Source organism: Brucella cytisi (assembly GCF_038433355.1).
GTDB classification, from domain to species: Bacteria; Pseudomonadota; Alphaproteobacteria; order Rhizobiales; family Rhizobiaceae; genus Brucella; species Brucella cytisi.
The window spans coordinates 1-21,461 of sequence record NZ_JBCAUP010000019.1 but is presented as its reverse complement, the minus strand read 5'-3'; the positions used below and the strand labels follow the sequence as shown (position 1 = coordinate 21,461).

Sequence of the window (21,461 nt, the reverse complement as noted above, 5' to 3'; positions counted from 1 at the left end):
AAGCCAGCTTTCGGATCAGATCATGCTAAATCAATTGAGCCGCATATAGGCGACCATGACGCCGACAATCATTGCAGCCGGAACGAACAAGGCGTCGAGGCCGATGAAATAATGGCCGAGACCGCCGCCGACAGCGCCCAGCATCAGGGACAGCCAGACCGCCACATGCTGCAGCCAGCGCCATTTCGGCGTTTCACCGCGCAGCGAACAGGCAAGATCTGCGGCTGCGTTGAAAAGCGTACCAGTCACATAGGTCACGCCAAGACGCGCAGCCCCGATGGGCTGCACCGCAGCATTCTGCGCGCCCATGGCTGCGGCAAGCAACAGCACCGGCTGGACCAGCAATGCACCCTCGCGCCGCAACACGCCGACCAGCAGCAGGATCGCCACCACGCTTGCCATCACATAAAGACTGCCCGCACGACCGTATGAACGCACCGCAAGCGTGCCGAAGAAGGCGCCGGAAAAGAACAGCACGATCAGGATCGCGGGAAACCAGACCAGCACAGTGCCCTGCACGCCGGGCTGTCCCGCCAGCGCGACACCCAGCTGCGTGGTATTGCCGCTCATGAAGGATGCAAAGAAACCGCCCAGCTGCAGGAAGGCAATCGCATCGACGAAACCAGCCGATGCGGTCAGAACCAGACCGAGCGAAAGTTTGGAATTCGGTGTCATGGGATTGAACTTCGGAATGAAGAAACCCGGCTTGCGGGAAGCCGGGCCTGTTCAGAAGAATATTTACAGGTCAGGCGCGTTTGACGATGCGCAGGATAATCAGGAGGATGGCCGCGCCGATAAAGGCGTTGATGATTGAGGCGACAATCCCTCCGCCAACGGAAAATCCGAGACGCGGCAGCAACCAGCCTGCAAAGAATGCGCCGATCACGCCGACGATGATATTGCCGATCAGGCCGAAACCACCACCCTGCACGACCTTGCCAGCCAGCCAGCCGGCGATCAGACCTACGAAAAGAAATACGAGAAGACTTCCAACATCCATGCGTTTTTCTCCCTCTCAAAACGCAACCGTTCGGTGCGCCTGAAGCGAGTTGACTATATGTTGGGCGGCGGCACAAGGGGGCGGAGGCTCCTCCCCCCTGTTAAATCAGGCTACCAGATGCCTGAAAGCCGCGACGACTTCCTCGTAAACCTTGCGCTTGAAGGGAACGATCAGTTCCGGCAGCTCGACCATCGGCTTCCATTCCCAGCAGTCGAACTCGGCAGTGTGTCCGCCGGGCGGCGGGTTGATGGCGATTTCACTCTCGTCGCCTTCGAAACGATAAGCAAACCACTTCTGCGTCTGGCCGCGATACTTGCCCTTGAGTGCCAAACCAACCAGATGCGGCGGCAGGTCGTAATTGATCCACTCCGACGCTTCTTCGAGCAGCGATACCGACTTCATGCCGGTTTCCTCATAAAGTTCGCGGATAGCCGCCTCGAGCGGCTCCTCGCCCTTGTCGATCCCACCCTGCGGCATCTGCCAGAGCTGGGTCGCGCCATCCATCTCGTCGCCCGGAATGACGATACGACGGCCAGACCAGACCAGACCGGATTTGTTCAGCACCATAAGCCCAACACAGGGGCGGTAAGGCAAGCTTTCGGGATCGACGGGACCTTTGTGCTTCGACATGACACTCTCCATGATATGCAAATTACTGCCGTTCGGGGTCGCGGACCAGCGCCGAGACCGGCACGATTTCAATGCCGCGCTTCTTGACCTCATTGGCCCATTCGGCAACTGCATCGACGGTCACCGCAAAGGCCGAGCCGGTGCCGATGGCGCTGCCATTGGCACGCGCAGTCCGTTCCAGCTCGTCAAGGCGGTCGAGGATCGCGCCGCGCTCCTGCGCCGCATCGATCAGAATATCCGCCGCCGCGAAAGGCACCACATCGCTTCCTGCAATCCGGTCAGCCTGACTGCGCGCCGAGGTGCCGTCATCGAGATAATACAGGCCGCGCTTTCCGATCTCGCCCAGCACCGGCGAGAAGGCTTCGGTCTCGGATGTAAAACGCGCGCCCATATAATTCATCACACCGGCATAATTGGTCATCCGCGACAGCGCCCACAGCAAGGAAGCCTGGTTCTTGCTGGCACCATCATCCACCGTCAGCGTATTGCGACCGGGATTGACGCGCGGATAGTCGAAAGGCTCCATCGGCAATTGCAGCACAAGTTCATGACCGTTTTGCCGGGCCGCCTGCATCCAGCGCTGCAAACTGTTGCCCTGCGGCGCAAATCCGAGCGTGACTTCCGGCGGAAGCTTGTCGACTGCCTCCATGCTGCCGGTCTGTGACAGCCCAAGTCCGCCGATGACAAGCGCAATCCGCGCGCCCCGCGCGCCGGACCATGCGGCTGCATAGGCATCCATGGGGCGCAGACCGTCCGCCCCGCGTACCGGCAGCGGGCCGGTGGGGCTTTGCTCGACCAGCGCCTGTTCCGGCAGATGGGCGACACGCTTATCCTGTCCGGATTGATGCGTGTTCTGCACCACAACCACATTACCCTCTGCCATACCGGTGGCAGCACCTGGCATACCGGGCGGCATGTCCGGCGTGACCTTCATGATGGCAGGCCCCGGCTGACCGCTTGCCCCGCGCAGCGCACTGCCGGGCGGCGGTGTATTGCCGGTTACGGGCTTCGCTTCAGTCTTGTTGGCGACTGGCACTTCGACTTGCGTCGGGTCCACGGCGGCGGTTTCAGTTTTGCGAAAAGCTGCCTGATTGCCTTGCCAGATGGCGAACACCGCGCCCCCGGCAAGGCAAAGCCCGCCTAAAATGACAAGGCCTGTCACGAACGAACGAAAAGCGCGGGAGCGTGAGCCCCCGCGCTTTTGCGGTTTCTTATCCAGTCCTAACGGGCTGTTCAGATCCAGCATGGAGCGATCAGTTCAACACACCCTTCTTCGGATCCGGCGGGAATGCGGCATTGGCCACCTCACCACGCAGGAGCTTGAAGGCTTCGTTGAGCTGGATGTCGTCCTTCGGATCAGCCGGGACATAAGCCGACGAACCAGAGCCATTGTCATCCTCGGCATTGCCCTTGATGTGGCCCTTGAGTTCGGATTCGCCGCGAACGACGTCCTCACCCTTCAGTTCCGGCGGCAAAGGCTGGTCGACCTTGATGTCAGGCGTGATGCCCTTGCCCTGAATCGACGTGCCCGACGGCGTATAATAAAGCGCCGTAGTCAGACGCAGCGAGCCGTTTTCACCAAGCGGAATGATCGTCTGCACCGAACCCTTGCCGAAGGACTGCGTGCCGAGCACCGTGGCGCGGCGATGATCCTGCAATGCACCGGCAACGATTTCCGACGCGCTGGCCGAACCGCCATTGATGAGAACGATGACCGGCTTGCCGTCGGTCAGGTCGCCCTTGCGTGCATCGAAGCGGGTAACATCCTGCGGATCGCGACCACGAGTCGAGACGACTTCACCCTTGTCGAGGAAGGCGTCGGAAACAGCCACAGCCTGATCGAGCAGACCACCCGGATTGAGGCGAAGATCCAGCACAAAGCCCTTGAGCTTTTCGGCCGGAATCTTGTCCTGAATATCCTTGATCGCCTTCTTGAGGTCTTCGGATGTCTGTTCGGTGAACGAGATGACGCGCAGATAGCCGATATCGTTCTCGACGCGATAGCGAACGGCCTTCACCTTGATGACAGCGCGTGCGATCTTCAGCGTGATCGGCTTGTCGACGCCCTGGCGCTGGATGGTCAGCTCGATAGACGAACCGATTTCACCGCGCATCTTGTCGACCGCATCGGTCAGCGAAAGACCGCGAACTTCCTGCCCGTCAATCTTGGTGATGAGATCGCCTGCCAGCACACCAGCCTTGGAAGCGGGCGTATCGTCAATCGGAGCGATGACCTTCACGAGATCGTTGTCCATCGTCACTTCGATGCCAAGACCGCCAAACTCACCCTTGGTCTGCACGCGCATGTCCTGCGCGGCTTCCGGGTTGAGATAGGAGGAATGGGGATCGAGCGAGGTCAACATGCCGTTGATCGCGCTTTCGGTCAGCTTCTTGTCGTCCGGCGGCGTCACATATTGCGCGCGCACCCGTTCGAAAATATCACCAAAAAGGGCCAGTTCCTTGTAGACATCGCTATCTTTCCCTGCCGCAAAAGCAGTGGAAGCCGGCGCGCCCTGGACCATCACCATGGCTGACGCCCCCAGAAGGGCCCCGGCGAACAGCAGCGATAGTTTACGTATCATTTTCACGTCCTTCCAGAAAGCCGTTCGGTCCACCAAGGGGCAGGATCGACGGGTTTTCCATCCTTTCGAAATTCAATGTAAAGCAATGGCGCACCATTGCCCACCTCTATCGGTGCAACACTTGCCAGAAGTTTTTCTCCCATCGCGCCGACCGGCTCTCCCGCAAGTACAAACTGGCCTTGCGATACGTCGATTCGACCCATGCCAGCCATGACGACATGATATCCATTGCCCGCGTCGAGTATCAAGAGCTGCCCGTAAGAACGGAATGTGCCTGCGTAAAGTATCACGCCATCGGAAGGTGACGTAATCGTGGCAGAAGGCAAGGTTTCAACGACCTGCCCCATCATGCTGCCGCCGACACCGTCCTTCTCGCCGAAGCGGCGCATCGTCTTGCCAGCTGCAGGCAAAGCGAGCTTGCCTTGTAGCGAAGCAAAATCAATCTGGGCTCGCAGATGATTGTCGTTTGGCGTTGCTTCTCCGGCTTTTTCCCTTGCTGCGGCAAGGCGATCCGCCTCGGCCTTTCGAGCGGATTCGGCTGCATCGCGCACGCCCGCCATCTGCTTGTCGAGCCCGTCGATAAGGTCTTTCAGGCTGCCTGCCTTGGCCGCCAATTCTTCCGAACGCTGGCGCTGCGCATCGATTTCCTGTTCCGACTGCGACTGCAATTTCTTCTTCTCCTCAAGAAGAAGTGATTGCCGTTTCTGCTCTTCGGCCTGAACCGTGCGCGTCGCCTTCAGCTTATCCTGCTCTTGCCGGATGGAGGCAGTGACCCGCTGCATATCCTTCAGGTCGCCGGTCAGCTCTTCCACCTGCTCACGCATTTCAGGCACGACAGCACCAAGAAGCACGGCGCTGCGCACTGAAGCCAGAGCATCGTCAGGCCGCACCAGAATGGCAGGCGGCGGGTTCAGCCCCATGCGCTGCAATGCGGCCAGCACTTCCGCCAGAACGCCGCGCCGTGCGCGCAGCGACGAGCGAATGCCATCTTCCTGCTCGCGCAGCGCGGTAAGCTTGTCGGCAATATCGGCAATATCCTGCTGCAGCTTCTTGTCGGTCTTGGCCGACTGGATCAGCGCTGCGGTGATGGTGGTCTGGTCCTTCTTGAGCCCGGCCACCTCATCTTCAAGCTGTTTCAGCTTGTCGCCGGTGACGGTGAGTTCGCTGCTGAGCTTTTCATATTCGCTCGCCGCCTGATCACGCTGCTGCTGCAAGGCTTCCTGCGCAAGAACCGACGGCGCGCAGCCGAACAAGCCAGCCAAAACGAGGCCAGCCAAAACGAGGCCAGCCTGCGTGAAAGCAAGCAATCGTGGTCTTTTGAAAAGGCGTTCAGGACTCATGCGTGTTCTATCAGGACGAAACAAGGCCAAATTCAGAGCCGAAACTAGACTGAACCCGTTAACGAACCATCAACCATAAATACCGCCGATAACAGATCGCTGGTTAAACCGGCCTTCGCACGATAAACCGGTCGTCATGAATGCAAAAGCACTGAAGACGATGACGGAGGATTGGCGCGAAGGGCGCGGCTATGTCCATACCTATATTTGCAAGCATATCGTAGCGGCAAAGCGTTCCGACCGCGCCTTCATCGTTGAAACTCTTGCTAAGGCCGGTCTGGAGATCACCCGGCAAGCAGCAGATGGCCTTACCGTTCTCATTCCCGAAAGCGGCAAGAGTTTCACACTGAGGGGCGCAGTCTACAACCAGCCCCCATATCAGGACCTGTGATAAGGGTGGCCTGCCAGAATAGTGGCGGCGCGGTAAAGCTGCTCGGCAATCAGGATGCGGGCGATCTGGTGCGGCCACGTCAATTCGCCCAGCGCCAGAACGAGATCAGCGCGTGATCGCAATGCCGGATCGTGACCGTCCGGCCCGCCAATGGCGACGATGAGATGACGCTTGCCGTCGTCCCGCATCCGCCCGATGCGATCCGCAAAAGCTTCAGATCCGAGCGCCTTGCCGCGCTCGTCGAGAAGGATCAAGGCAGCTCCATTATCGAGAGCTTCATGAATGCGCTGGGCTTCTTCGGCCTTGCGCAACTCTGCCGTCTGGCCCCGGCTTTCGGGAATTTCGCTCACACCGGCGAATTCAAGCCCCAATGGCGGTCCAGCTTTCGAAAATCGGTCGAAATAGCGCTCGACCAGTTCCCGTTCGGGGCCGGCTTTCATCCGGCCCACGGCAAAAACACTCACACGCATGACGCTCTCAATTCATCGAATTAAAGCGGATCGCGCTTTAATCTTCTTTTTTCGCGCATTATCCAACGCAAAACCGCTTCGCAGTTTTGGCTCGAAAATGCTCTAATGCACCAATCCCGGCGCACGTTCGGTGTCGAACGCGTCGAAACCCTCGTCGAGCCAGATCTTCTCGAGATTGTAGAAGTCACGGACTTCCGGTCGGAAGACATGGACGATGATGTCGCCGGTGTCGATGAGAACCCAATCGCCACTCTCGAGACCTTCGACCCGTATATCCTTGCAGCCTGCTTCACGCAGAGCCTGCAGGAGATGGTCGGCAACCGCCGTCACATGACGATGCGAACGGCCCGACGCGACGATCATATAATCGCCGATCGTTGATCTTCCGCGAATGTCGATGGGGATGATGGATTCTGCCTTGGAGTTTTCGAGACTGGCCAAGGCCGCGTCGAAGGTCTGGGACACGAGATTGGACTCGTCCATCCTGACCGTTGAAGGCGCGTGATGAGCCTTCTTCTCAATTGCTGTTCTCAGTGTATTCCCTTTCTCAGCAGAACAACGCCGTGTGGCAGTTATAAGCACCACACTCCCTAAAATAGGCAGAGTCCCTGTTTTGTTTCAAGACTATCGGCTTTTCCAAACCGTTCACTTTTTCAGTTTATTCGCCCGTTTTGCATATATCTTGTCGAAATCGTCATGAAAGCATCAAGATCATGTACGGGATTTGCGGATCGCGCTGGATGAGAGCGACGAACGCGGTCCATGGATGAAGGTCCAGGCCGGAGGTGTGCGACGCGCCAGCATCGGCGCATATTGTTCATCGACGCGACTGTCGGAGAATGTCTGCGCCATGCGTGACGACAGATAGGCCAGCGTCGAACCCGGCCGGTCGATAACCGCAATCGGAAAATTCTGCGCGATCTCGCGCCAGCGCTGCCAGCGATGGAAGGAGGCAAGATTGTCCGCCCCCATCACCCAGACGAAATGGACACCGGGATTGGCATCGCGGATAAGCGCCAGCGTATCCGCCGTATACCGCACATTGAAGGCTGCCTCGAGCGCCGTCACCTTGATGCGCGGATCAGATGCGATTTCCTCGCTCAGCTTCAATCGGTCGGCAAGCGGCGCCAGTTCGCGACTGTCCTTCAGCGGATTGCCGGGCGTCACCATCCACCAGAGCTGGTCGAGCTTGAGCCGCCGGATTGCGATTTCCGCCACCAGCGCGTGCCCGCCATGCGGCGGGTTGAACGAGCCGCCAAACAGCCCGACCGCCATGCCCTTCTCGACATAAGGCATGCGCAGATAATGCGCATCGACACCAGGATATTGTTCCCTCAATGCGGAAAGCCCGAAGCCGAATTTCATTCGAACCTAACCACGGATCTGACCGTCACCGCGAACGCGATATTTGAACGAGGTCAGTTGCTCCACGCCGACCGGTCCACGCGCATGCATCTTGCCGGTGGCAATGCCGATTTCCGCGCCCATGCCGAACTCGCCGCCATCGGCAAATTGCGTCGAGGCATTGTGCAGGAGAATGGCCGAGTCGATCTCGTTGAAGAAGCGCGCAACCGCTGCCGCATCCTCAGCCACGACAGCTTCCGTATGGTGCGAGGAATAGCGGTTGATATGCTCAATCGCGCCCGAAATACCGTCAACCAGCGCAACGGAAATGATCGCGTCGAGATATTCGGTCGACCAGTCCTCTTCGGTGGCAGGCTTTGCTGCCGGATAGAGCGCCAGCACGTCCGCACTCCCGCGAATTTCACAACCCTTGGCAGCCAAGTCTTCGAGGATCGGCGCCAGATGCATCGCAGCTGCGGCACGATCAACCAGAAGCGTTTCCGCCGCACCGCAAATGCCGGTGCGCCGCATCTTGGCATCGACCGCAATCTTGCGGGCCATGTCGAGATCGGCGGACTTGTCGATATAAAGATGGCAGATGCCTTCCAGATGCGCGAAGACCGGCACCCGCGCTTCTGACTGAACGCGCGCAACAAGGCTTTTTCCACCACGCGGCACGATCACATCAATCGCACCGTCCAGACCTTTCAGCATTTCACCAACAGCGGCACGGTCGGTCACTGGCACGATCTGGATCGCATCGGCTGGCAGGCTGGCTGCTTCGAGTCCCCTGACCAGCGCCTTATGAATAGCAGCCGATGAATGCGCCGAATCCGAGCCGCCACGCAGGATAACGGCATTGCCTGCCTTGAGGCACAGCGCGCCGGCATCCGCAGTCACATTGGGGCGGCTTTCATAAATGACGCCGATCACTCCGAGCGGCGTGCGCACGCGCTCGATATGGAGCCCGTTCGGACGATCCCATTCAGCAATCACTTCGCCCACCGGATCAGGCAGGGCTGCGATAGCGCGGATACCGTCGGCAATCGCATTGATCCGGCTGTCATCGAGCGTCAGCCGGTCAACGAAGGATGCTGCCATGCCGCTCTTTTCCGCATTGGCCAAATCAAGCTTGTTGGCTTCAAGAATATCGCCACGCGCTTCAAGCATCGCATCGGCGGCAGCAATCAGCGCCCCGTTCTTCTGTTCAGTGGTGGCGATGGAAAGAGGGGCTGCGGCAGCGCGCGCCTTGCGGCCCACTTCCGCCATGACTGCAGCAATATCGTTTACCGTTTCTGCCTTGGTCAGCATCCCATCTCCCCTATGCGACTTCTGCATTGCTGGCAGCACGCACAACCAGATCGTTGCGGTGGATCATCGCCGCGCGAGCATCATAGCCAAGAATTTCACTGATCTCATCGCTTTTATGGCCTGCGATCTTGCGCGCATCCTCGGCATCATAAGCGATCAGTCCGCGCGCGATTTCGCGTCCGTCCTCGTTCAGCACCGCGACCGTATCACCGCGCTCGAACTGGCCGTCGATTTCCCTGACGCCTGCGGGCAAAAGCGACTTTCCGGATTTCAGTGCCCTGGCCGCACCGGCATCCACCGTCAAACGGCCAGCCGGTTCAAGATTGCCGGAAATCCAGGTTTTCCAGGCATTTACCGGCGCACGCGCCGGTTCAAACAGTGTCGCGCGTTCACCGCGATCGATTGCTGAAAGCGGGCCGAAACGCGTGCCCGATGTGATGATCATCGCGGTCCCTGCCGCATTGGCGATCTTGCCCGCGTCGAGCTTCGTCTTCATGCCCCCGCGCGACAGTTCCGACGCCGCCGCTCCCGCCATGGCCTCGATCTGCGGGGTGATGGTTTCGACCAGCGGCAGAAACTCGGCGTCCGGGTTCTTGTGTGGCGGGGCCGTATAAAGCCCGTCAATATCCGACAGCAGGACAAGCAGGTCCGCGCCCATCATGGTCGCCACGCGGGCAGCCAGACGATCATTGTCACCATAACGGATTTCGGTGGTCGCCACCGTATCGTTCTCATTGATGACCGGCACGGCCTTCAGCTTCAACAGCGTCTCGATGGTCGCGCGCGCGTTGAGATAGCGGCGGCGCTCCTCGGTGTCGGACAGCGTGACGAGAATCTGGCCTGAACGGATGGAATGACCGCCAAGCACATCGGCATAGGCCTTGGCGAGCGCGATCTGGCCTGCGGCGGCGGCCGCCTGACTTTCCTCAAGCTTCAGCGCCTTCTTCGGCAGCCCCAGAACGGTGCGTCCAAGAGCAATAGCACCGGAAGAAACCACCAGCACTTCGACGCCTGCATGATGCAGAGCGGCAATGTCCTGCCCGAGGCTTTCCAGCCAGTCCCGCTTGAGACCGGCTGCTCGATCCACCAGAAGGGCGGACCCGATTTTAACAACGATGCGGCGATAGTTTTTCAGTTGCTTCAGCATGCTTTCATTCCCCCTCGCCGCGCCCTGTCGTCTTATTCTTCGGCTTCCGCCGTACCGGCCTCTGCGGCGCGGCTCTGGTCGATGACGCTTGCGAGCTGGCGCAGAGCATCGTTCAGACCTTCATGGCTGACGGCTGAAAGCAGCAGCGGGTCGCGCCCACATGCCTTTTTCAGCGCCTTGACCTTGGCCTTGCGCGCTTCAGGATCGAGCGTATCGATCTGCGACAGCGCAACGATTTCCGGCTTGTCGGCAAGCCCGTGTTCATAGGCCTCAAGCTCACCACGAATGACCTGATAGGCCTTGGCGACATCTTCTTCCTGCGCCGAAACCAGATGCAGCAGAACGCGCGTGCGCTCGACATGGCCGAGGAAACGGTCGCCAAGGCCGACGCCTTCACTCGCACCTTCGATCAAGCCCGGAATATCGGCGATGACGAATTCGCGGCCATCCACGCGGGCGACGCCCAGATTGGGATGCAGCGTGGTGAATGGATAGTCGGCAATCTTCGGCTTGGCAGCTGTCACACTTGCAAGGAAGGTGGACTTTCCGGCATTGGGCAGACCGACCAGACCAGCATCGGCGATCAACTTCAGGCGCAGCCAGATGGTGCGCTCGATGCCTTCCTGTCCGGGATTGGCGCGGCGCGGCGCGCGATTGGTCGAGGTCGTGAAATGCAGATTGCCGAAGCCGCCATTGCCGCCCTTGGCCAGCCGGTAGCGCTGGCCGATTTCGGTGATGTCGCAGATCAGCGTTTCGTCGTCTTCCTCAAAGATCTGCGTGCCGACCGGCACTTTGAGAATAACGTCGTCGCCCTTACCGCCGGTCATATTGCGGCCCATGCCATGCATGCCGGTCTTGGCCCGGAAATGCTGCTGATAGCGATAGTCGATCAGCGTGTTGAGGCCGTTTACAGCCTCCACCCAGACATCGCCGCCGCGTCCACCATCACCGCCATCGGGACCGCCGAATTCGAGAAATTTCTCGCGGCGGAACGAAACCGCCCCCGCACCGCCATTGCCGGAGCGGATGTAGATCTTTGCCTGATCGAGAAACTTCATCTGAACGTAACCTTCTTGGATGCCCGCACTCTGGCGGGCTTTTGGGCGGCAGACGCCCTGAATATTGTTACATGCGGGCCTGTGCCCGCATGTGGTGTGTTGCAATTACAGCAAAAGCGGCCTCCTGCAAACAGTCGAGGAGGCCAGATTTCATCCGAGTTTGTCTTTCCAGACCGGATCGGTGAAATCGATATAGATCAATTCCTGATCCAGATACTGGCCCTGCACGTAAAGTGACTTGGGTTCGACACCGAAAGTCTTGAAACCGAGCGCATAATAGACGCGCTTGGCGGCTTCATTCGTGGCCACCACCTTGGCATCCAGAACGACGACCTGCTTTGCGGCATGGTCGATGACCTTGCTGACGAGAGCCTTGCCCAAGTCCAGCCCGCGCGCTTCGGGGGCCACATAGACACCCCAGAGCGTGCCGCGATGGCGCTCGGACTTGCGGTCGTGGCGGAAAAGGCCAGCCGTTCCCAGCAGGTTTTCACCGTCGAAGGCACCGAAAACCACATTACCGTCCACCTGCTCCAGACGACGTGCGAACACGCTGTCCGAATAGGCATTCTCTTCTTCGAAACTCGAACCGAAGGCCATTGGCGCACGCTGCAAAGCGCTTAATCTTATGGCTCGATAGCGATGCAGATCGCCCTTTTCGAGCGCACGCACCACGATCTTCTCGCGTGCGATTGCATGAGTATCCATCATCTCATTCCCCGTTATTATTGGTCCTGCGGCCTATAAGGTTTGGCGCGCAGGACCCTTTGTTATGACTGCCAGCTTCTCAGCCCGATCCAGGTGCGACGATCGAGGACATAGCGCTCGACCGGCACATTGCCTGCGGCAAGCGAATCCGCCATGCCCATGCTGCTGAACTGGAATCCGCACTTGTGGATCACCCGGCGGGAGCCGCCATTGCTGGCCCGGCACGAGACATGCAGCCGCTCGATGGCAGTTGCACGGAAAGCCAGATCGATCAGGGCGTGAGCAGCTTCGGTGGCAAAGCCGTGCCCCCAATAGGGCTCACCCAGCCAGTACCCGATTTCCAGCCCCTCGCCATGCTTATGCGCATGAATGCCGCAGCAGCCCATAAAGATGCCGGTTTCCGCTTGCGTGATAGCGTAGATGCAATTGCCCATCTCGCCTTTTCGCACGCGCTCGACAAAATCGACCGCATTTTCACGCGTGTATGGATGCGGCATGCGGGCAAGCATACCGGAGACGCGGGCGTTATTGGCAAGATAGGAAATCGCATCCACGTCTTCGACATGCGGCGGGCGCAGGACCAGCCTTTCAGTGACGAGGACAGGACAGTCTAATTCATAAGCCAGATCGGGGGCCAGATCAGCGCTCGTATCGGGAGCCAATCCGGGCGACAGATCCGTGTAACTGTCTCTTCTTTCGCTACTGCTTGCGTCGTAACAATCTTCTTCCAGAACTTCGACAACCATTTTTCGTTCCTCCAGATGCAAAAAGGGAAGATGGTGGCCCCATCTTCCCTTCGATCTTTTGGCTAGGCTGCCATTTGCACCGGGTCCGATGGGACGCCGGTGCTTTAGAGAGTGCCCGGCTTACTCTGCTGCTTCCGCGATCGGGTCTACCGATACGTACGTGCGGCCGTTGGCTTTCGTACGGAAAGATACTGAACCGTTCGTGGTTGCAAAAATCGTGTGGTCCTTGCCGAGGCCAACATTGGCGCCCGGATGCCACTTCGTGCCGCGTTGGCGCACGATGATGTTGCCGGCGAGCACAGCTTCGCCGCCGAACTTCTTCACGCCAAGGCGTTTGGATTCTGAATCGCGACCGTTACGCGAGGAACCGCCAGCTTTTTTGTGTGCCATTGGTGTTCTCCTTTAATCTCTCTACTTACTCAGCCGACTCGGCCTTGGCTGCTGCCTTCTTAGGCGCTGCCTTCGGAGCCTTCTTCTCGGCGGCCTTCTTGGAAGGCTTTGCGCCGTCGGTGAGGATCTCCGAGATACGGATGGTCGTCAGTTCCTGACGATGACCGCGGGTGCGCTTCGAATTCTGACGACGACGCTTCTTGAACGCGATGACCTTGCGGGCACGGCCCTGTTCGACGACTTCGGCGGTGACAATAGCACCGGCGACGGTCGGGGCGCCAATGGTCGAGCCGACCATCAGAACTTCTGCGAATTCTACGATGTCACCGGCTTCGCCAGCAACTTTTTCGACCTTGATGAGGTCGTTTGCGGCAACGCGATACTGCTTGCCACCGGTCTTGATGACTGCGAACATTTGTTGTCCTTTCGGTTGTTCGGTCCGGCTCTCATTTCCACGACATTGGCGTCGAAGTGATGGGCCGTCTTTTTATCAGTCGGTTGATGAGCGGGCTTTTGGCCCCTGATCGCAGCCCGGAAAAGTCCGAAATCTGCAATCAAAACAATAGGCGCGGACTATCCCACGCCTAAGGTTTGGTGCTTATAGGTGTGAAGCGGCAGAAAAGTCAAGAATTTTCACAACGGAATGCAAATTAGGTCTTGTCTAATTGCCTCTGGCTCGTTAATGAGCCGCTACACACTTAGCATTCGCTTTAGATGCTTTTCAACGGCGCGATTTTTATAGATCGTTTTACCGTAGTGCACAATGCGGAGAGGTGGCTGAGTGGTCGAAAGTACCGCACTCGAAATGCGGCGTGGGGGTAACTCCACCGTGGGTTCGAATCCCACCCTCTCCGCCATATCACTTCAAGGTTGTGTGTCTTCCTGACAGGTATTCTCGGGCTTGCAGACCAGTCCAGCCTGCGCCAGCAGACCAGCCACGCCATCACGTGCGCCCAGCCCCTCGGGATCGCACAGATATTCCATGTGATCATTCAAATATCCGGCCATAGGCGCACGCCAGTCAGGCGAGGTTTCGATCATCTGTTCAGATGTATAAAGCAGATATTCGACATATGCCCCATAGGCCGTGAGCTGCGTCGTGCCTCTCAGCGCACAATAGTCGGCCTGGGCCAGCTCGGGCTTTTGTACCGTCAGATTCAGAAACTCGCGATATATTTCGCGCGCTGTCTGGTCGCGCTGAATGAGATCGGCCTGACCGACCTGATAGGGAATGATAACCAGCGCCGAGAGCGCGGCAAAGGCTGTAGCAATCCCGCCCAGAGCGGCTAACGGTTCAGTATTACGCCGCAACCAGTTCCACATGTTCAGACCTTGGGTTGCTCATGGGTAGCACAATGGATACCACCGCCAACCTCACCCACCGGATCGATATTCAATGTAACAATCTCCCGACCGGGATACAGTTTGGCAAGAATAGCAGCAGCCCGTTCATCGGCTTTACGATCCCCGAACTCGGCAGCTATCACCGCGCCGTTACAAACGTAGTAATTGACATAGGAAGACACGAAATCGTGGCTTTTCGAGCGGATATTATAAGGCTCCGGCAGAATAACCATATCGAGTTTGCGACCCTCGGCATCGGTGGCTGCAGCCAGAATGTCGTGCGTTTCGAAGGCAGCAGCCGACCAGGGATCGTCGGGATCGATCTTATCTCCCATCTGGATTACCAACTGTCCCGGCTTAACAAAACGGGCAAGCGCATCGATATGATAATCGGTGATATCGGCACCAATGATTCCGGGCGCCCAGATCATCTTGCGAGCGCCCATCGTATCCAGCAGCATCTTCTCGATTTCAGCTTTGCTGCCCCGATTGCGATTGCCATTGACGAAGGTGCTTTCATGAGCGATCAGCGTGCCATGGCCGTCGGTTTCAACACCACCCGCTTCCCCCACCAGCCCGGTGTCGAAAACCTGCACCCCCATCCGTTCGGCTATCCGCGCGGCGATCTGACCGTCTGCCCCATGGGTCTGCTTGTTGCCCCAACCATTGAAGTTAAACTGCGTGACGGCGAGACCACCCTTGCCATCCACGACAAAGGAGGGACCGGAATCACGGCACCACAAATCATCGGTTGGAATGTCCCATAATTCCACATTCCGCGACACCAGCTTGCGAACTGCGCGGTGGTGCTGTGCCGCCGCCAGCATCACGACCGGCTCGAATTCAGCAATGGTGTTGGCGATTTTCGCGATCGTTTTCTGAATGTCATCCAGAAAATCAGGATCGTCATAGACCGCCGGATTCACCGGCCATTGCATGAAAGTGCGTTCATGCGGCTCTGTTTCTTCCGGATACCAGAAACCGGCAGAACGAGCCGATTGACCTTTAGCCTGCCCTCTCTGTGACTGCGTAGACATAGCAACGGCAGCAGCGGCAGCACCCAACAAGGTTTGGCGGCGGGTCATCATCGTATCACCATGAAAATAAAAAGAAAAAAACGTATTTTAGAGCATCTTTATATACGGTAAAGCGACCCGAACTTGCTGTCAACAAAGGCCCGCTTCTCCGCAACACGTAAACCATGCTAGAAGCGTATCATGACTGTGTTATCCGCCGTTACTCCCGTCTACCATCCACCGCTGGAACCCTACCTCTCGATCCTTCATCGCGATGCGGGCTTTCTCGTGCTGGATAAGCCGAGCGGCCTCTTATCCGTACCGGGGCGTCACCCTGCATTGTCGGACAGTCTCGCAACACGCGTTCAGGAACAGTTTCCGCAAGCCCAGATGATCAATCGTCTCGACAAGGACACGTCGGGCCTTGTGCTGATGTCGCTCAACCGCAAGGCACATGCTGCCATCGCCTCGCAGTTTGAAGCGCGGACGACGCAAAAATCCTACGTTGCAGCGGTCTGGGGGCTTGTTGAAGATGACGAAGGGCTGATCGACCTGCCTCTGGCCATAGACCCCGACAACAAACCGCGTCATCGTGTCGATCGTGAAAATGGCAAACCAGCACAAACTCGCTGGCGGGTTCTGGATCGGGACGAGAACACAACGCGTCTGCGGCTTCATCCCCTCACAGGGCGCACGCACCAGCTGCGTGTACATATGAAAGCGCTCGGCCACGTGATCCTTGGCGACGAATTCTATGCCGAAGGTGAAGCGCTGGCTGCTGCAGATCGCCTTCTTCTGCACGCGGAAGAATTGTCTTTCCAGCATCCCGATGGTCGTTCCGTGACCTTTACCGCGCCCTGCCCCTTCTGAGAGCATCCATGTCGCAGAAAATCGATACATCGGAACTGGTCGTTGATTTCGTCGGAGGCGCTGTCGGCCACCGGTTTCGCTCCGGCGAAGGACGCGGACAGGCACTCGCCAAGGCCGCAGGTCTGACACGCGATGCCACGCCGGAAATCGTGGATGCGACAGCGGGGCTCGGACGCGACGCATTTCTGCTGGCATCGCTGGGTGCAAAGGTAACTTTGATCGAGCGTTCCGAAAAGATGCACGCTCTTCTCGCCGAAGGGCTGGCGCGCGCTGCTGAAGAAGGCGGTCGCTATGCCGAGACTGTCGCACGCATGACGCTTCTGCTGGGTGATTCCAGCCTGCTCCTGCCGGATCTGAAGCCACAGGTCGTACTGGTTGACCCGATGCACCCTCCACGCGGTAACAGTGCGCTCGTCAAAAAGGAAATGCGGCAAATCCGCGAGATCGTCGGCACAGATCCGGATGCCGAAAGACTGATGCAAGTGGCGCTGGAAGCCGCGCAGAACCGCGTGGTGCTGAAATGGCCCCTGCGTGCCGGCCCAATGGTCGGATTGCGCAAACCTTCCCACCAGATACTCGGCAAAAGCACGCGCTATGACGTGTTCGTCAAAGCCAAGCTGAGTTGAACATCATGCAACAACTATGACTGGCCACTCCCGCCTGTAGTGGGCCCGCGCAACATTTCGCCGGAATAGACACTGAGGCCATTGCGCCCTTTCGCCTTGGCATCATACATGGCCGCATCCGCAGCCGCCAAGAGTTCCCCCGCCGCACCGCCATGTCTTGGGAAACAGGCGACGCCGATACTGCAGGTGACTTCCAGACATGCCCCGTCCAGTTCGACCGGCTCGCTGATCTTCCGCCTGATTTCGTCCAGCCGGGAGCAAAAATCACCTTCATCCGCCTGCAAAACCAGAATGAATTCATCGCCTCCCATGCGACCGGCTAGTTCACCGTCGCGCAGGAGCACCGAAATTCGTCCGGCAATCCGTTGCAGGAGCTTGTCTCCCGCTGCATGGCCGAGCGTATCGTTGACCGGTTTGAACTGATCCAGATCGAGAAAGCCAACAGCCACCCTCCGAGATCGGGAAGCTGCCTGTTGGAGAATCTCGTCGAGCCTTCGCTCCAGGAAGGCCCTGTTCGCCAGTCCCGTCAGCGTATCGTGTTCGGCCAGATAGCGGATGCGCTCATCGGCAATGCGCCTGTCTATGGCAATGCCGGTCAGCCTCGCTGCAGTAGTGAAAAACTCCCTGAGATCAAGGTCTTTCGAAGCGTCAACATCGGCCACCAAGCCTAGAAAACCGTGCCCCTCAGCGTCCGCAGACGGAATCTCGATGCAGAATATGGTTTGGCTGTCTGGAAGCAATGTCCTCAACACCACTTCGAGACTCGCGGCCGAAATCGATTCAAGCCCACCTCTCAAACCAGTCACCAGTTGAGGCAGCGAAGGCGCGGATATGACGACTTCGTCAGTCGTTTCCCCGGTAACCATGGCAACACAGTGAGCACCAGTTGTAATATCTTCCAGCAAATGTGCCAGCTGATCGACAAATTCCGGTATGGCAACCGCGCTTACCGTCATTTCCAGAATACGGGCCTGAACCTGTATGAAGCGTTCAGCCCTTTTCTTGATGGAAATATCACGAGACACACCCACAACGCCGATAATATTGCCGCTTCTATCACGCAAAGGCACGCGCGAGATCATGAGCCAGCGATCAGCTCCGCCGCGCATGGCGCGTTCTTCATAACCGAGATCCGGCTGGCCGCTTTCCATGACCTGCTTTTCGATTTCGGAAATGCGAGCAGTGATCGCAGCTTCACCATGAATTTCAAAGTCGGTCAGTCCGACCAGATCTCTGATGTCCGACAGTCCGTTGTTGCGAACCACAGCATCATTGGCAAACAGGAACCGACCCTGCAGGTCCTTGGCATAGATGAAATCTGGCACGTGATTAATCATTGCGATGAGCCAATTGAGCTGCTCTTCGCCTGCACAGGCGTGGTCGCCCGGGTTCAGTTGTGATGGCTGACACCCCGCGTGAGCAGGATGTAGATCACCCTCATTCTTATCGGCATCTTGCAATGCCTTATTTGCCAGACCTTTCATGGATAGAGCCCCTCCATGCTTTCATGACCATATTAGCAATCTTTTGATTAGTGGGAATGGCATAAAACGGTCGTACCATCGCTTTGCGTCACATCCGATACTCTTTTCCGTGACTTTACGTGTGGTGTGCAAACTGCCAACATCACTCCGGAGTACAACCATTAGGTTTCCGGTAACGGGGACGAACATTCAGTTTCATTTAGGCAATTCTTTCACAACAAAACATTCCGATGACGAGGTCTCATGAAACAAGGCATCGACCTGACAACAGCCCCGATCAATCAGGCTTTGCTGCTTTTTGCGTTGCCGACGCTTGGCTCTTCCATATTGCAATCGGCCAACGGTTCGATCGATACGATCTGGATCGGCCAGTTGCTGGGCGAGAATGCACTTGCTGCTACGACAAACGGCAACCTGGTCATGTTTCTGCTAACCGCCTTTGTCTTCGGTTTCGGCATGGCATCGACGATCCTGATCGGACAGGCATTCGGGCGGCGTGATGTCGAGACAGCGCGCGCAATAGCGGGCACCACGGTTGGTACTTTCGTGCCGCTTAGCATTGTCGTCGCCATCATCGGCTGGCTACTGGCCCCAAAGGTGTTGGATCTGCTCGGAACGCCTGAAGCAATTGAACCGCTGGCGCGCGCGTTTCTGCAAGTTACGTTCCTCGCCATGCCTGCGATTCTGATGCAGACGACATTGATGATGGCATTGCGCGGCAGCGGCGACGCCATGACCCCGCTCATATTCATGGGAATGGCCGTTCTTTTGGATATAGCGCTCAATCCCCTTTTCATTCTGGGCTGGGGGCCGTTGCCCGCACTAGGTATCGCAGGGTCTGCCTTGGCGACGGCTGCCGCCAATTACATAAGCCTCGCAGCGATGCTTTATTATATCTACTACCGTGATCTGCCTCTGCGCCTGCGCGGCGAGGAATTATGGCTTCTAGTTCCGGACCGGGAATTACTGCGGCTGATCTTCACCAAAGGACTGCCAATGGGCGTCCAGATGATCGTTGTTTCGAGTTCGATGCTGACCATGATGCGGCTGGTCAATCAGGAGGGGGTCGATACGACAGCCGCCTTCGGCGCTACGCAGCAGCTCTGGACTTATGTGCAGATGCCCGCCATGGCACTTGGCGCTGCTGTCAGCGCTATGGCTGCCCAGAATATCGGTGCGGGAAAATGGGACCGCGTGAGTTCGATAACGCGTATAGGGGCGATTTATGCAGTACTGATGACGGGAGCCCTGGTTGTGCTGCTGCTTCTCGCGGATCGACAGGCCATGCAGATATTTCTCGGCGCGGACAGTCCGGCAATCGCGATTGGCCAGCACATCGGGCAGATCGCGACCTGGGGCTTCATCGCCTTCGGCGTATCGATGGTTCTTTTCGGAACTGTAAGAGCAAACGGCCAGGTTATCTGGCCGCTCATCATTCTCTTCGTATCCATGTACCCGGTGCGTCTCGGTGTCGCCGTTGGTCTGCGTGAACAGTTTGGTTCCGATGCGCTCTGGCTGAGTTTCCCAGCTGCAATGGTATCAACCCTGCTGATGGCGACGGTCCTTTATTTTCACGGCGGATGGAAAAAGAACTCATCGATGCATATCGACGCCCACGAACTTCAAGGGGAAGCAGCTTGTGTATCGCAATCGACAGAAGCCGCCCCATCGAGCAACGCGCTTGCTCCCAATGCTCCGCTTGTGGCGGAAGTCGAGCCAGAGACGTAAAGTTCCTGTTCAACCGATGGACCGCATACCGTTCACGCTCCGTCAAGGCTACACAAACGATAGGCTGGTTAGGTTATTGTTTCACAAGCTTCACCTGCAAGGGCACGGGGCGTGACACGATCCCCGTCTGTACGACGAAAGGAATCCTTCATGCTCCAACTAAGACCTATGCGAGAGGATGAGTTCCCGACTTATCTCGGCTATTTCATTCCTGACTACGCAGCGGAGGTTGCATCAATTTATCGTCTTTCCGATGTAGCCGCTCTTGATCAGGTAAAACGAGAAATGGCTTCGGACTTGCCTGACGGTGTCAATACGACTGACCAGATCTTGCTGTGTTTGATCGACCCTGCCTGCAGTCCGGAAAAGCTTCTCGGCTATCTCTGGTACAAACGGGATCCAGCGAAACAGGTAGCATTCATTATGGACTTTTACATCTTTCCCTCTTTCCAGGGGAAGGGATACGGCAAGCTGGCCTTAACAACCCTGGAGGTCGACTTAAAGCGTCAAGGCTTTCAGCAAATCAAGCTCCGCGTTGCCGCTGACAATGTGCGTGCCAGGCATGTTTATGATGCAACGGGATTTCATGTGACCGGTATCAATATGAATAAGTCACTCACTTAGTGGGTATTTGGAGCCAGGCTACCGGACACATTCGATTTTTCATACGATGACTGATAGCGGAGGTTGTTACGCCGAGCTCGATAGCGGCCAGTTTCATGCTTTTGCGGCGTACGATTGTCACGAATATGTTGAGATCAGCCAGCGCGGAGCGATCGAGGTTCACGATTGTCTTCCTTTGATAACGAGGCTGTTTGATAGCTTAAACAGGTCAGTTTGTCGTTATGGTCGGGACGGGGAAGTTTTGCAGCTGCCCCAGGCGGTTTTGGTCAAAAAAAAGCCCGCGTTACGGCGGGTTTTGATTTGGTTTTTGGCTGATGCCTGGTTGCGTATGTCGGGGGATTGTTTCGCAGGAACGGTTCCTTTTGCTGCCCACCCTTGGGGTTATGAGCGCGCTGCGGTGCGTCCGTATAGAACTCGCTTCCGTGCATCGATATTAGGTCGAACGGTCTTCTGCGAGAAGCCGGAGCCAGCTCGCAACGATACGAACATCGGATATGATTGAGCGATTTTGTGTATTTTTGTGGGAATTTGGTTGCGGGGGCAGGATTTGAACCTGCGGCCTTCAGGTTATGAGCCTGACGAGCTACCGGGCTGCTCCACCCCGCGCCATGGGTGTTTTGTATATATTTGAGAAGATGATTTGATTTGTGTTCTT

Annotated in this window: 24 protein-coding genes, 2 tRNA genes and 1 pseudogene; 6 read left to right on the top strand and 21 right to left on the bottom strand. The window is 57.5% G+C overall.

Features of this window, described 5'->3' with window-relative positions:
* Positions 1-30 precede the first annotated feature (30 nt).
* From AAE521_RS17780 to AAE521_RS17755, 6 genes and pseudogenes are all read right to left on the bottom strand, one after another.
* Positions 31-675 carry a YoaK family protein gene (locus AAE521_RS17780; protein WP_010661505.1) on the bottom strand — a complete coding sequence of 215 codons (645 nt, stop codon included), beginning with the start codon at positions 673-675 and terminating at the stop codon, positions 31-33.
* Between the two features lie 70 nt (positions 676-745).
* Complete coding sequence (locus AAE521_RS17775) at positions 746-1,000, bottom strand: GlsB/YeaQ/YmgE family stress response membrane protein (RefSeq protein ID WP_010661506.1); 255 nt, start codon at positions 998-1,000, stop codon at positions 746-748.
* A gap of 105 nt (positions 1,001-1,105) precedes the next feature.
* Positions 1,106-1,630: an RNA pyrophosphohydrolase gene (locus AAE521_RS17770; RefSeq protein WP_071634117.1), complete on the bottom strand. Its 525-nt coding sequence runs from the start codon at positions 1,628-1,630 to the stop codon at positions 1,106-1,108.
* Positions 1,631-1,652: 22 nt separating this feature from the next.
* The gene (locus AAE521_RS17765; protein ID WP_342062057.1) at positions 1,653-2,876 is read right to left on the bottom strand and encodes a divergent polysaccharide deacetylase family protein; all 1,224 of its coding nucleotides are present in this window, start codon (positions 2,874-2,876) and stop codon (positions 1,653-1,655) included.
* Positions 2,877-2,883: 7 nt separating this feature from the next.
* Positions 2,884-4,212: a S41 family peptidase gene (locus tag AAE521_RS17760; RefSeq protein ID WP_071634115.1), complete on the bottom strand. Its 1,329-nt coding sequence runs from the start codon at positions 4,210-4,212 to the stop codon at positions 2,884-2,886.
* A pseudogene (locus AAE521_RS17755) lies at positions 4,202-5,552 on the bottom strand (murein hydrolase activator EnvC family protein). Before AAE521_RS17755 ends, AAE521_RS17760 begins: the two are co-directional and overlap by 11 nt.
* A gap of 136 nt (positions 5,553-5,688) precedes the next feature.
* Between AAE521_RS17755 and AAE521_RS17750 the strand changes: the two are divergent.
* On the top strand, positions 5,689-5,943 hold the full coding sequence (locus AAE521_RS17750) for a hypothetical protein (RefSeq protein WP_342062055.1): 255 nt from the start codon (positions 5,689-5,691) through the stop codon (positions 5,941-5,943).
* Here AAE521_RS17750 and rlmH read toward each other — a convergent pair.
* The 10 genes from rlmH to rplU form a co-directional block, all read right to left on the bottom strand.
* A complete protein-coding gene (gene rlmH, locus AAE521_RS17745) occupies positions 5,931-6,413 on the bottom strand; it encodes a 23S rRNA (pseudouridine(1915)-N(3))-methyltransferase RlmH (RefSeq protein WP_071634112.1) in 483 nt (160 codons plus the stop codon). The two genes, AAE521_RS17750 and rlmH, sit on opposite strands and share 13 nt — an antisense overlap.
* 102 nt (positions 6,414-6,515) lie before the next feature.
* The gene (rsfS, locus tag AAE521_RS17740; protein ID WP_010661513.1) at positions 6,516-6,896 is read right to left on the bottom strand and encodes a ribosome silencing factor; all 381 of its coding nucleotides are present in this window, start codon (positions 6,894-6,896) and stop codon (positions 6,516-6,518) included.
* A gap of 228 nt (positions 6,897-7,124) precedes the next feature.
* Complete coding sequence (locus AAE521_RS17735; RefSeq protein ID WP_010661514.1) at positions 7,125-7,778, bottom strand: nicotinate-nucleotide adenylyltransferase; 654 nt, start codon at positions 7,776-7,778, stop codon at positions 7,125-7,127.
* Between the two features lie 6 nt (positions 7,779-7,784).
* On the bottom strand, positions 7,785-9,068 hold the full coding sequence (locus AAE521_RS17730) for a glutamate-5-semialdehyde dehydrogenase (RefSeq protein ID WP_342062054.1): 1,284 nt from the start codon (positions 9,066-9,068) through the stop codon (positions 7,785-7,787).
* Between the two features lie 10 nt (positions 9,069-9,078).
* Positions 9,079-10,215 (bottom strand): glutamate 5-kinase, encoded by a 1,137-nt coding sequence (proB, locus tag AAE521_RS17725; protein WP_071634109.1) that lies wholly within the window; start codon positions 10,213-10,215, stop codon positions 9,079-9,081.
* Between the two features lie 32 nt (positions 10,216-10,247).
* Positions 10,248-11,273, bottom strand: coding sequence for a GTPase ObgE (gene obgE / locus AAE521_RS17720; RefSeq protein ID WP_012091222.1), 1,026 nt, complete (start codon positions 11,271-11,273; stop codon positions 10,248-10,250).
* Between the two features lie 150 nt (positions 11,274-11,423).
* Positions 11,424-11,981, bottom strand: coding sequence for a GNAT family N-acetyltransferase (locus AAE521_RS17715; protein ID WP_012091221.1), 558 nt, complete (start codon positions 11,979-11,981; stop codon positions 11,424-11,426).
* A gap of 59 nt (positions 11,982-12,040) precedes the next feature.
* Positions 12,041-12,724, bottom strand: a complete 684-nt coding sequence (locus AAE521_RS17710) for a GNAT family N-acetyltransferase (RefSeq protein ID WP_342062053.1) — start codon at positions 12,722-12,724, stop codon at positions 12,041-12,043.
* 120 nt (positions 12,725-12,844) lie between these two features.
* A complete protein-coding gene (rpmA, locus tag AAE521_RS17705; protein WP_010661520.1) occupies positions 12,845-13,114 on the bottom strand; it encodes a 50S ribosomal protein L27 in 270 nt (89 codons plus the stop codon).
* Positions 13,115-13,139: 25 nt separating this feature from the next.
* A complete protein-coding gene (gene rplU / locus AAE521_RS17700; protein ID WP_010661521.1) occupies positions 13,140-13,529 on the bottom strand; it encodes a 50S ribosomal protein L21 in 390 nt (129 codons plus the stop codon).
* Between the two features lie 352 nt (positions 13,530-13,881).
* Here rplU and AAE521_RS17695 point away from each other — a divergent pair.
* Positions 13,882-13,971, top strand: a tRNA-Ser gene (locus AAE521_RS17695).
* 7 nt (positions 13,972-13,978) lie between these two features.
* Here AAE521_RS17695 and AAE521_RS17690 read toward each other — a convergent pair.
* Complete coding sequence (locus AAE521_RS17690) at positions 13,979-14,425, bottom strand: hypothetical protein (protein WP_235817735.1); 447 nt, start codon at positions 14,423-14,425, stop codon at positions 13,979-13,981.
* Positions 14,426-14,439: 14 nt separating this feature from the next.
* A complete protein-coding gene (locus AAE521_RS17685) occupies positions 14,440-15,546 on the bottom strand; it encodes an agmatine deiminase family protein (RefSeq protein WP_342062052.1) in 1,107 nt (368 codons plus the stop codon).
* 129 nt (positions 15,547-15,675) lie between these two features.
* On the opposite strand from AAE521_RS17685, the gene AAE521_RS17680 reads away from it, so the two are divergent.
* Together AAE521_RS17680 and AAE521_RS17675 are read left to right on the top strand one after the other, a co-directional pair.
* On the top strand, positions 15,676-16,344 hold the full coding sequence (locus AAE521_RS17680) for a pseudouridine synthase (protein WP_342062051.1): 669 nt from the start codon (positions 15,676-15,678) through the stop codon (positions 16,342-16,344).
* An 8-nt stretch (positions 16,345-16,352) separates the two neighbouring features.
* Positions 16,353-16,970: a class I SAM-dependent methyltransferase gene (locus AAE521_RS17675; protein ID WP_342062050.1), complete on the top strand. Its 618-nt coding sequence runs from the start codon at positions 16,353-16,355 to the stop codon at positions 16,968-16,970.
* 14 nt (positions 16,971-16,984) lie between these two features.
* Here the strand turns inward: AAE521_RS17675 and AAE521_RS17670 are convergent, their stop codons facing one another.
* A complete protein-coding gene (locus AAE521_RS17670) occupies positions 16,985-18,454 on the bottom strand; it encodes a diguanylate cyclase domain-containing protein (protein WP_342062049.1) in 1,470 nt (489 codons plus the stop codon).
* 243 nt (positions 18,455-18,697) lie between these two features.
* Between AAE521_RS17670 and AAE521_RS17665 the strand changes: the two genes are divergently transcribed.
* Both AAE521_RS17665 and AAE521_RS17660 read left to right on the top strand, forming a co-directional pair.
* Positions 18,698-20,182, top strand: a complete 1,485-nt coding sequence (locus AAE521_RS17665) for an MATE family efflux transporter (RefSeq protein WP_342062048.1) — start codon at positions 18,698-18,700, stop codon at positions 20,180-20,182.
* Between the two features lie 150 nt (positions 20,183-20,332).
* The gene (locus tag AAE521_RS17660; RefSeq protein WP_071634091.1) at positions 20,333-20,806 is read left to right on the top strand and encodes a GNAT family N-acetyltransferase; all 474 of its coding nucleotides are present in this window, start codon (positions 20,333-20,335) and stop codon (positions 20,804-20,806) included.
* Here AAE521_RS17660 and AAE521_RS17655 read toward each other — a convergent pair.
* Both AAE521_RS17655 and AAE521_RS17650 read right to left on the bottom strand, forming a co-directional pair.
* Complete coding sequence (locus AAE521_RS17655) at positions 20,799-20,969, bottom strand: helix-turn-helix domain-containing protein (RefSeq protein WP_268875495.1); 171 nt, start codon at positions 20,967-20,969, stop codon at positions 20,799-20,801. The two genes, AAE521_RS17660 and AAE521_RS17655, sit on opposite strands and share 8 nt — an antisense overlap.
* A 366-nt stretch (positions 20,970-21,335) precedes the next feature.
* Positions 21,336-21,412, bottom strand: a tRNA-Met gene (locus AAE521_RS17650).
* Between the last annotated feature and the right edge of the window lie 49 nt (positions 21,413-21,461).

Bases quoted from the DNA above. Each gene is read 5' to 3' on its own strand.
- AAE521_RS17675 (WP_342062050.1), top strand. From the start codon at position 16,353: ATGTCGCAGAAAATCGATACATCGGAACTGGTCGTTGATTTCGTCGGA.
- rpmA (WP_010661520.1), bottom strand. From the start codon at position 13,114: ATGGCACACAAAAAAGCTGGCGGTTCCTCGCGTAACGGTCGCGATTCA.
- AAE521_RS17670 (WP_342062049.1), bottom strand. From the start codon at position 18,454: ATGAAAGGTCTGGCAAATAAGGCATTGCAAGATGCCGATAAGAATGAG.
- AAE521_RS17770 (WP_071634117.1), bottom strand. From the start codon at position 1,630: ATGTCGAAGCACAAAGGTCCCGTCGATCCCGAAAGCTTGCCTTACCGC.
- AAE521_RS17665 (WP_342062048.1), top strand. From the start codon at position 18,698: ATGAAACAAGGCATCGACCTGACAACAGCCCCGATCAATCAGGCTTTG.
- rlmH (WP_071634112.1), bottom strand. From the start codon at position 6,413: ATGCGTGTGAGTGTTTTTGCCGTGGGCCGGATGAAAGCCGGCCCCGAA.
- AAE521_RS17730 (WP_342062054.1), bottom strand. From the start codon at position 9,068: ATGCTGACCAAGGCAGAAACGGTAAACGATATTGCTGCAGTCATGGCG.
- AAE521_RS17660 (WP_071634091.1), top strand. From the start codon at position 20,333: ATGCTCCAACTAAGACCTATGCGAGAGGATGAGTTCCCGACTTATCTC.
- AAE521_RS17765 (WP_342062057.1), bottom strand. From the start codon at position 2,876: ATGCTGGATCTGAACAGCCCGTTAGGACTGGATAAGAAACCGCAAAAG.
- AAE521_RS17780 (WP_010661505.1), bottom strand. From the start codon at position 675: ATGACACCGAATTCCAAACTTTCGCTCGGTCTGGTTCTGACCGCATCG.
- rplU (WP_010661521.1), bottom strand. From the start codon at position 13,529: ATGTTCGCAGTCATCAAGACCGGTGGCAAGCAGTATCGCGTTGCCGCA.
- proB (WP_071634109.1), bottom strand. From the start codon at position 10,215: ATGCTGAAGCAACTGAAAAACTATCGCCGCATCGTTGTTAAAATCGGG.
- AAE521_RS17760 (WP_071634115.1), bottom strand. From the start codon at position 4,212: ATGATACGTAAACTATCGCTGCTGTTCGCCGGGGCCCTTCTGGGGGCG.
- AAE521_RS17735 (WP_010661514.1), bottom strand. From the start codon at position 7,778: ATGAAATTCGGCTTCGGGCTTTCCGCATTGAGGGAACAATATCCTGGT.
- AAE521_RS17775 (WP_010661506.1), bottom strand. From the start codon at position 1,000: ATGGATGTTGGAAGTCTTCTCGTATTTCTTTTCGTAGGTCTGATCGCC.
- AAE521_RS17680 (WP_342062051.1), top strand. From the start codon at position 15,676: ATGACTGTGTTATCCGCCGTTACTCCCGTCTACCATCCACCGCTGGAA.
- obgE (WP_012091222.1), bottom strand. From the start codon at position 11,273: ATGAAGTTTCTCGATCAGGCAAAGATCTACATCCGCTCCGGCAATGGC.
- AAE521_RS17710 (WP_342062053.1), bottom strand. From the start codon at position 12,724: ATGGTTGTCGAAGTTCTGGAAGAAGATTGTTACGACGCAAGCAGTAGC.
- AAE521_RS17750 (WP_342062055.1), top strand. From the start codon at position 5,689: ATGAATGCAAAAGCACTGAAGACGATGACGGAGGATTGGCGCGAAGGG.
- rsfS (WP_010661513.1), bottom strand. From the start codon at position 6,896: ATGGACGAGTCCAATCTCGTGTCCCAGACCTTCGACGCGGCCTTGGCC.
- AAE521_RS17715 (WP_012091221.1), bottom strand. From the start codon at position 11,981: ATGATGGATACTCATGCAATCGCACGCGAGAAGATCGTGGTGCGTGCG.
- AAE521_RS17685 (WP_342062052.1), bottom strand. From the start codon at position 15,546: ATGATGACCCGCCGCCAAACCTTGTTGGGTGCTGCCGCTGCTGCCGTT.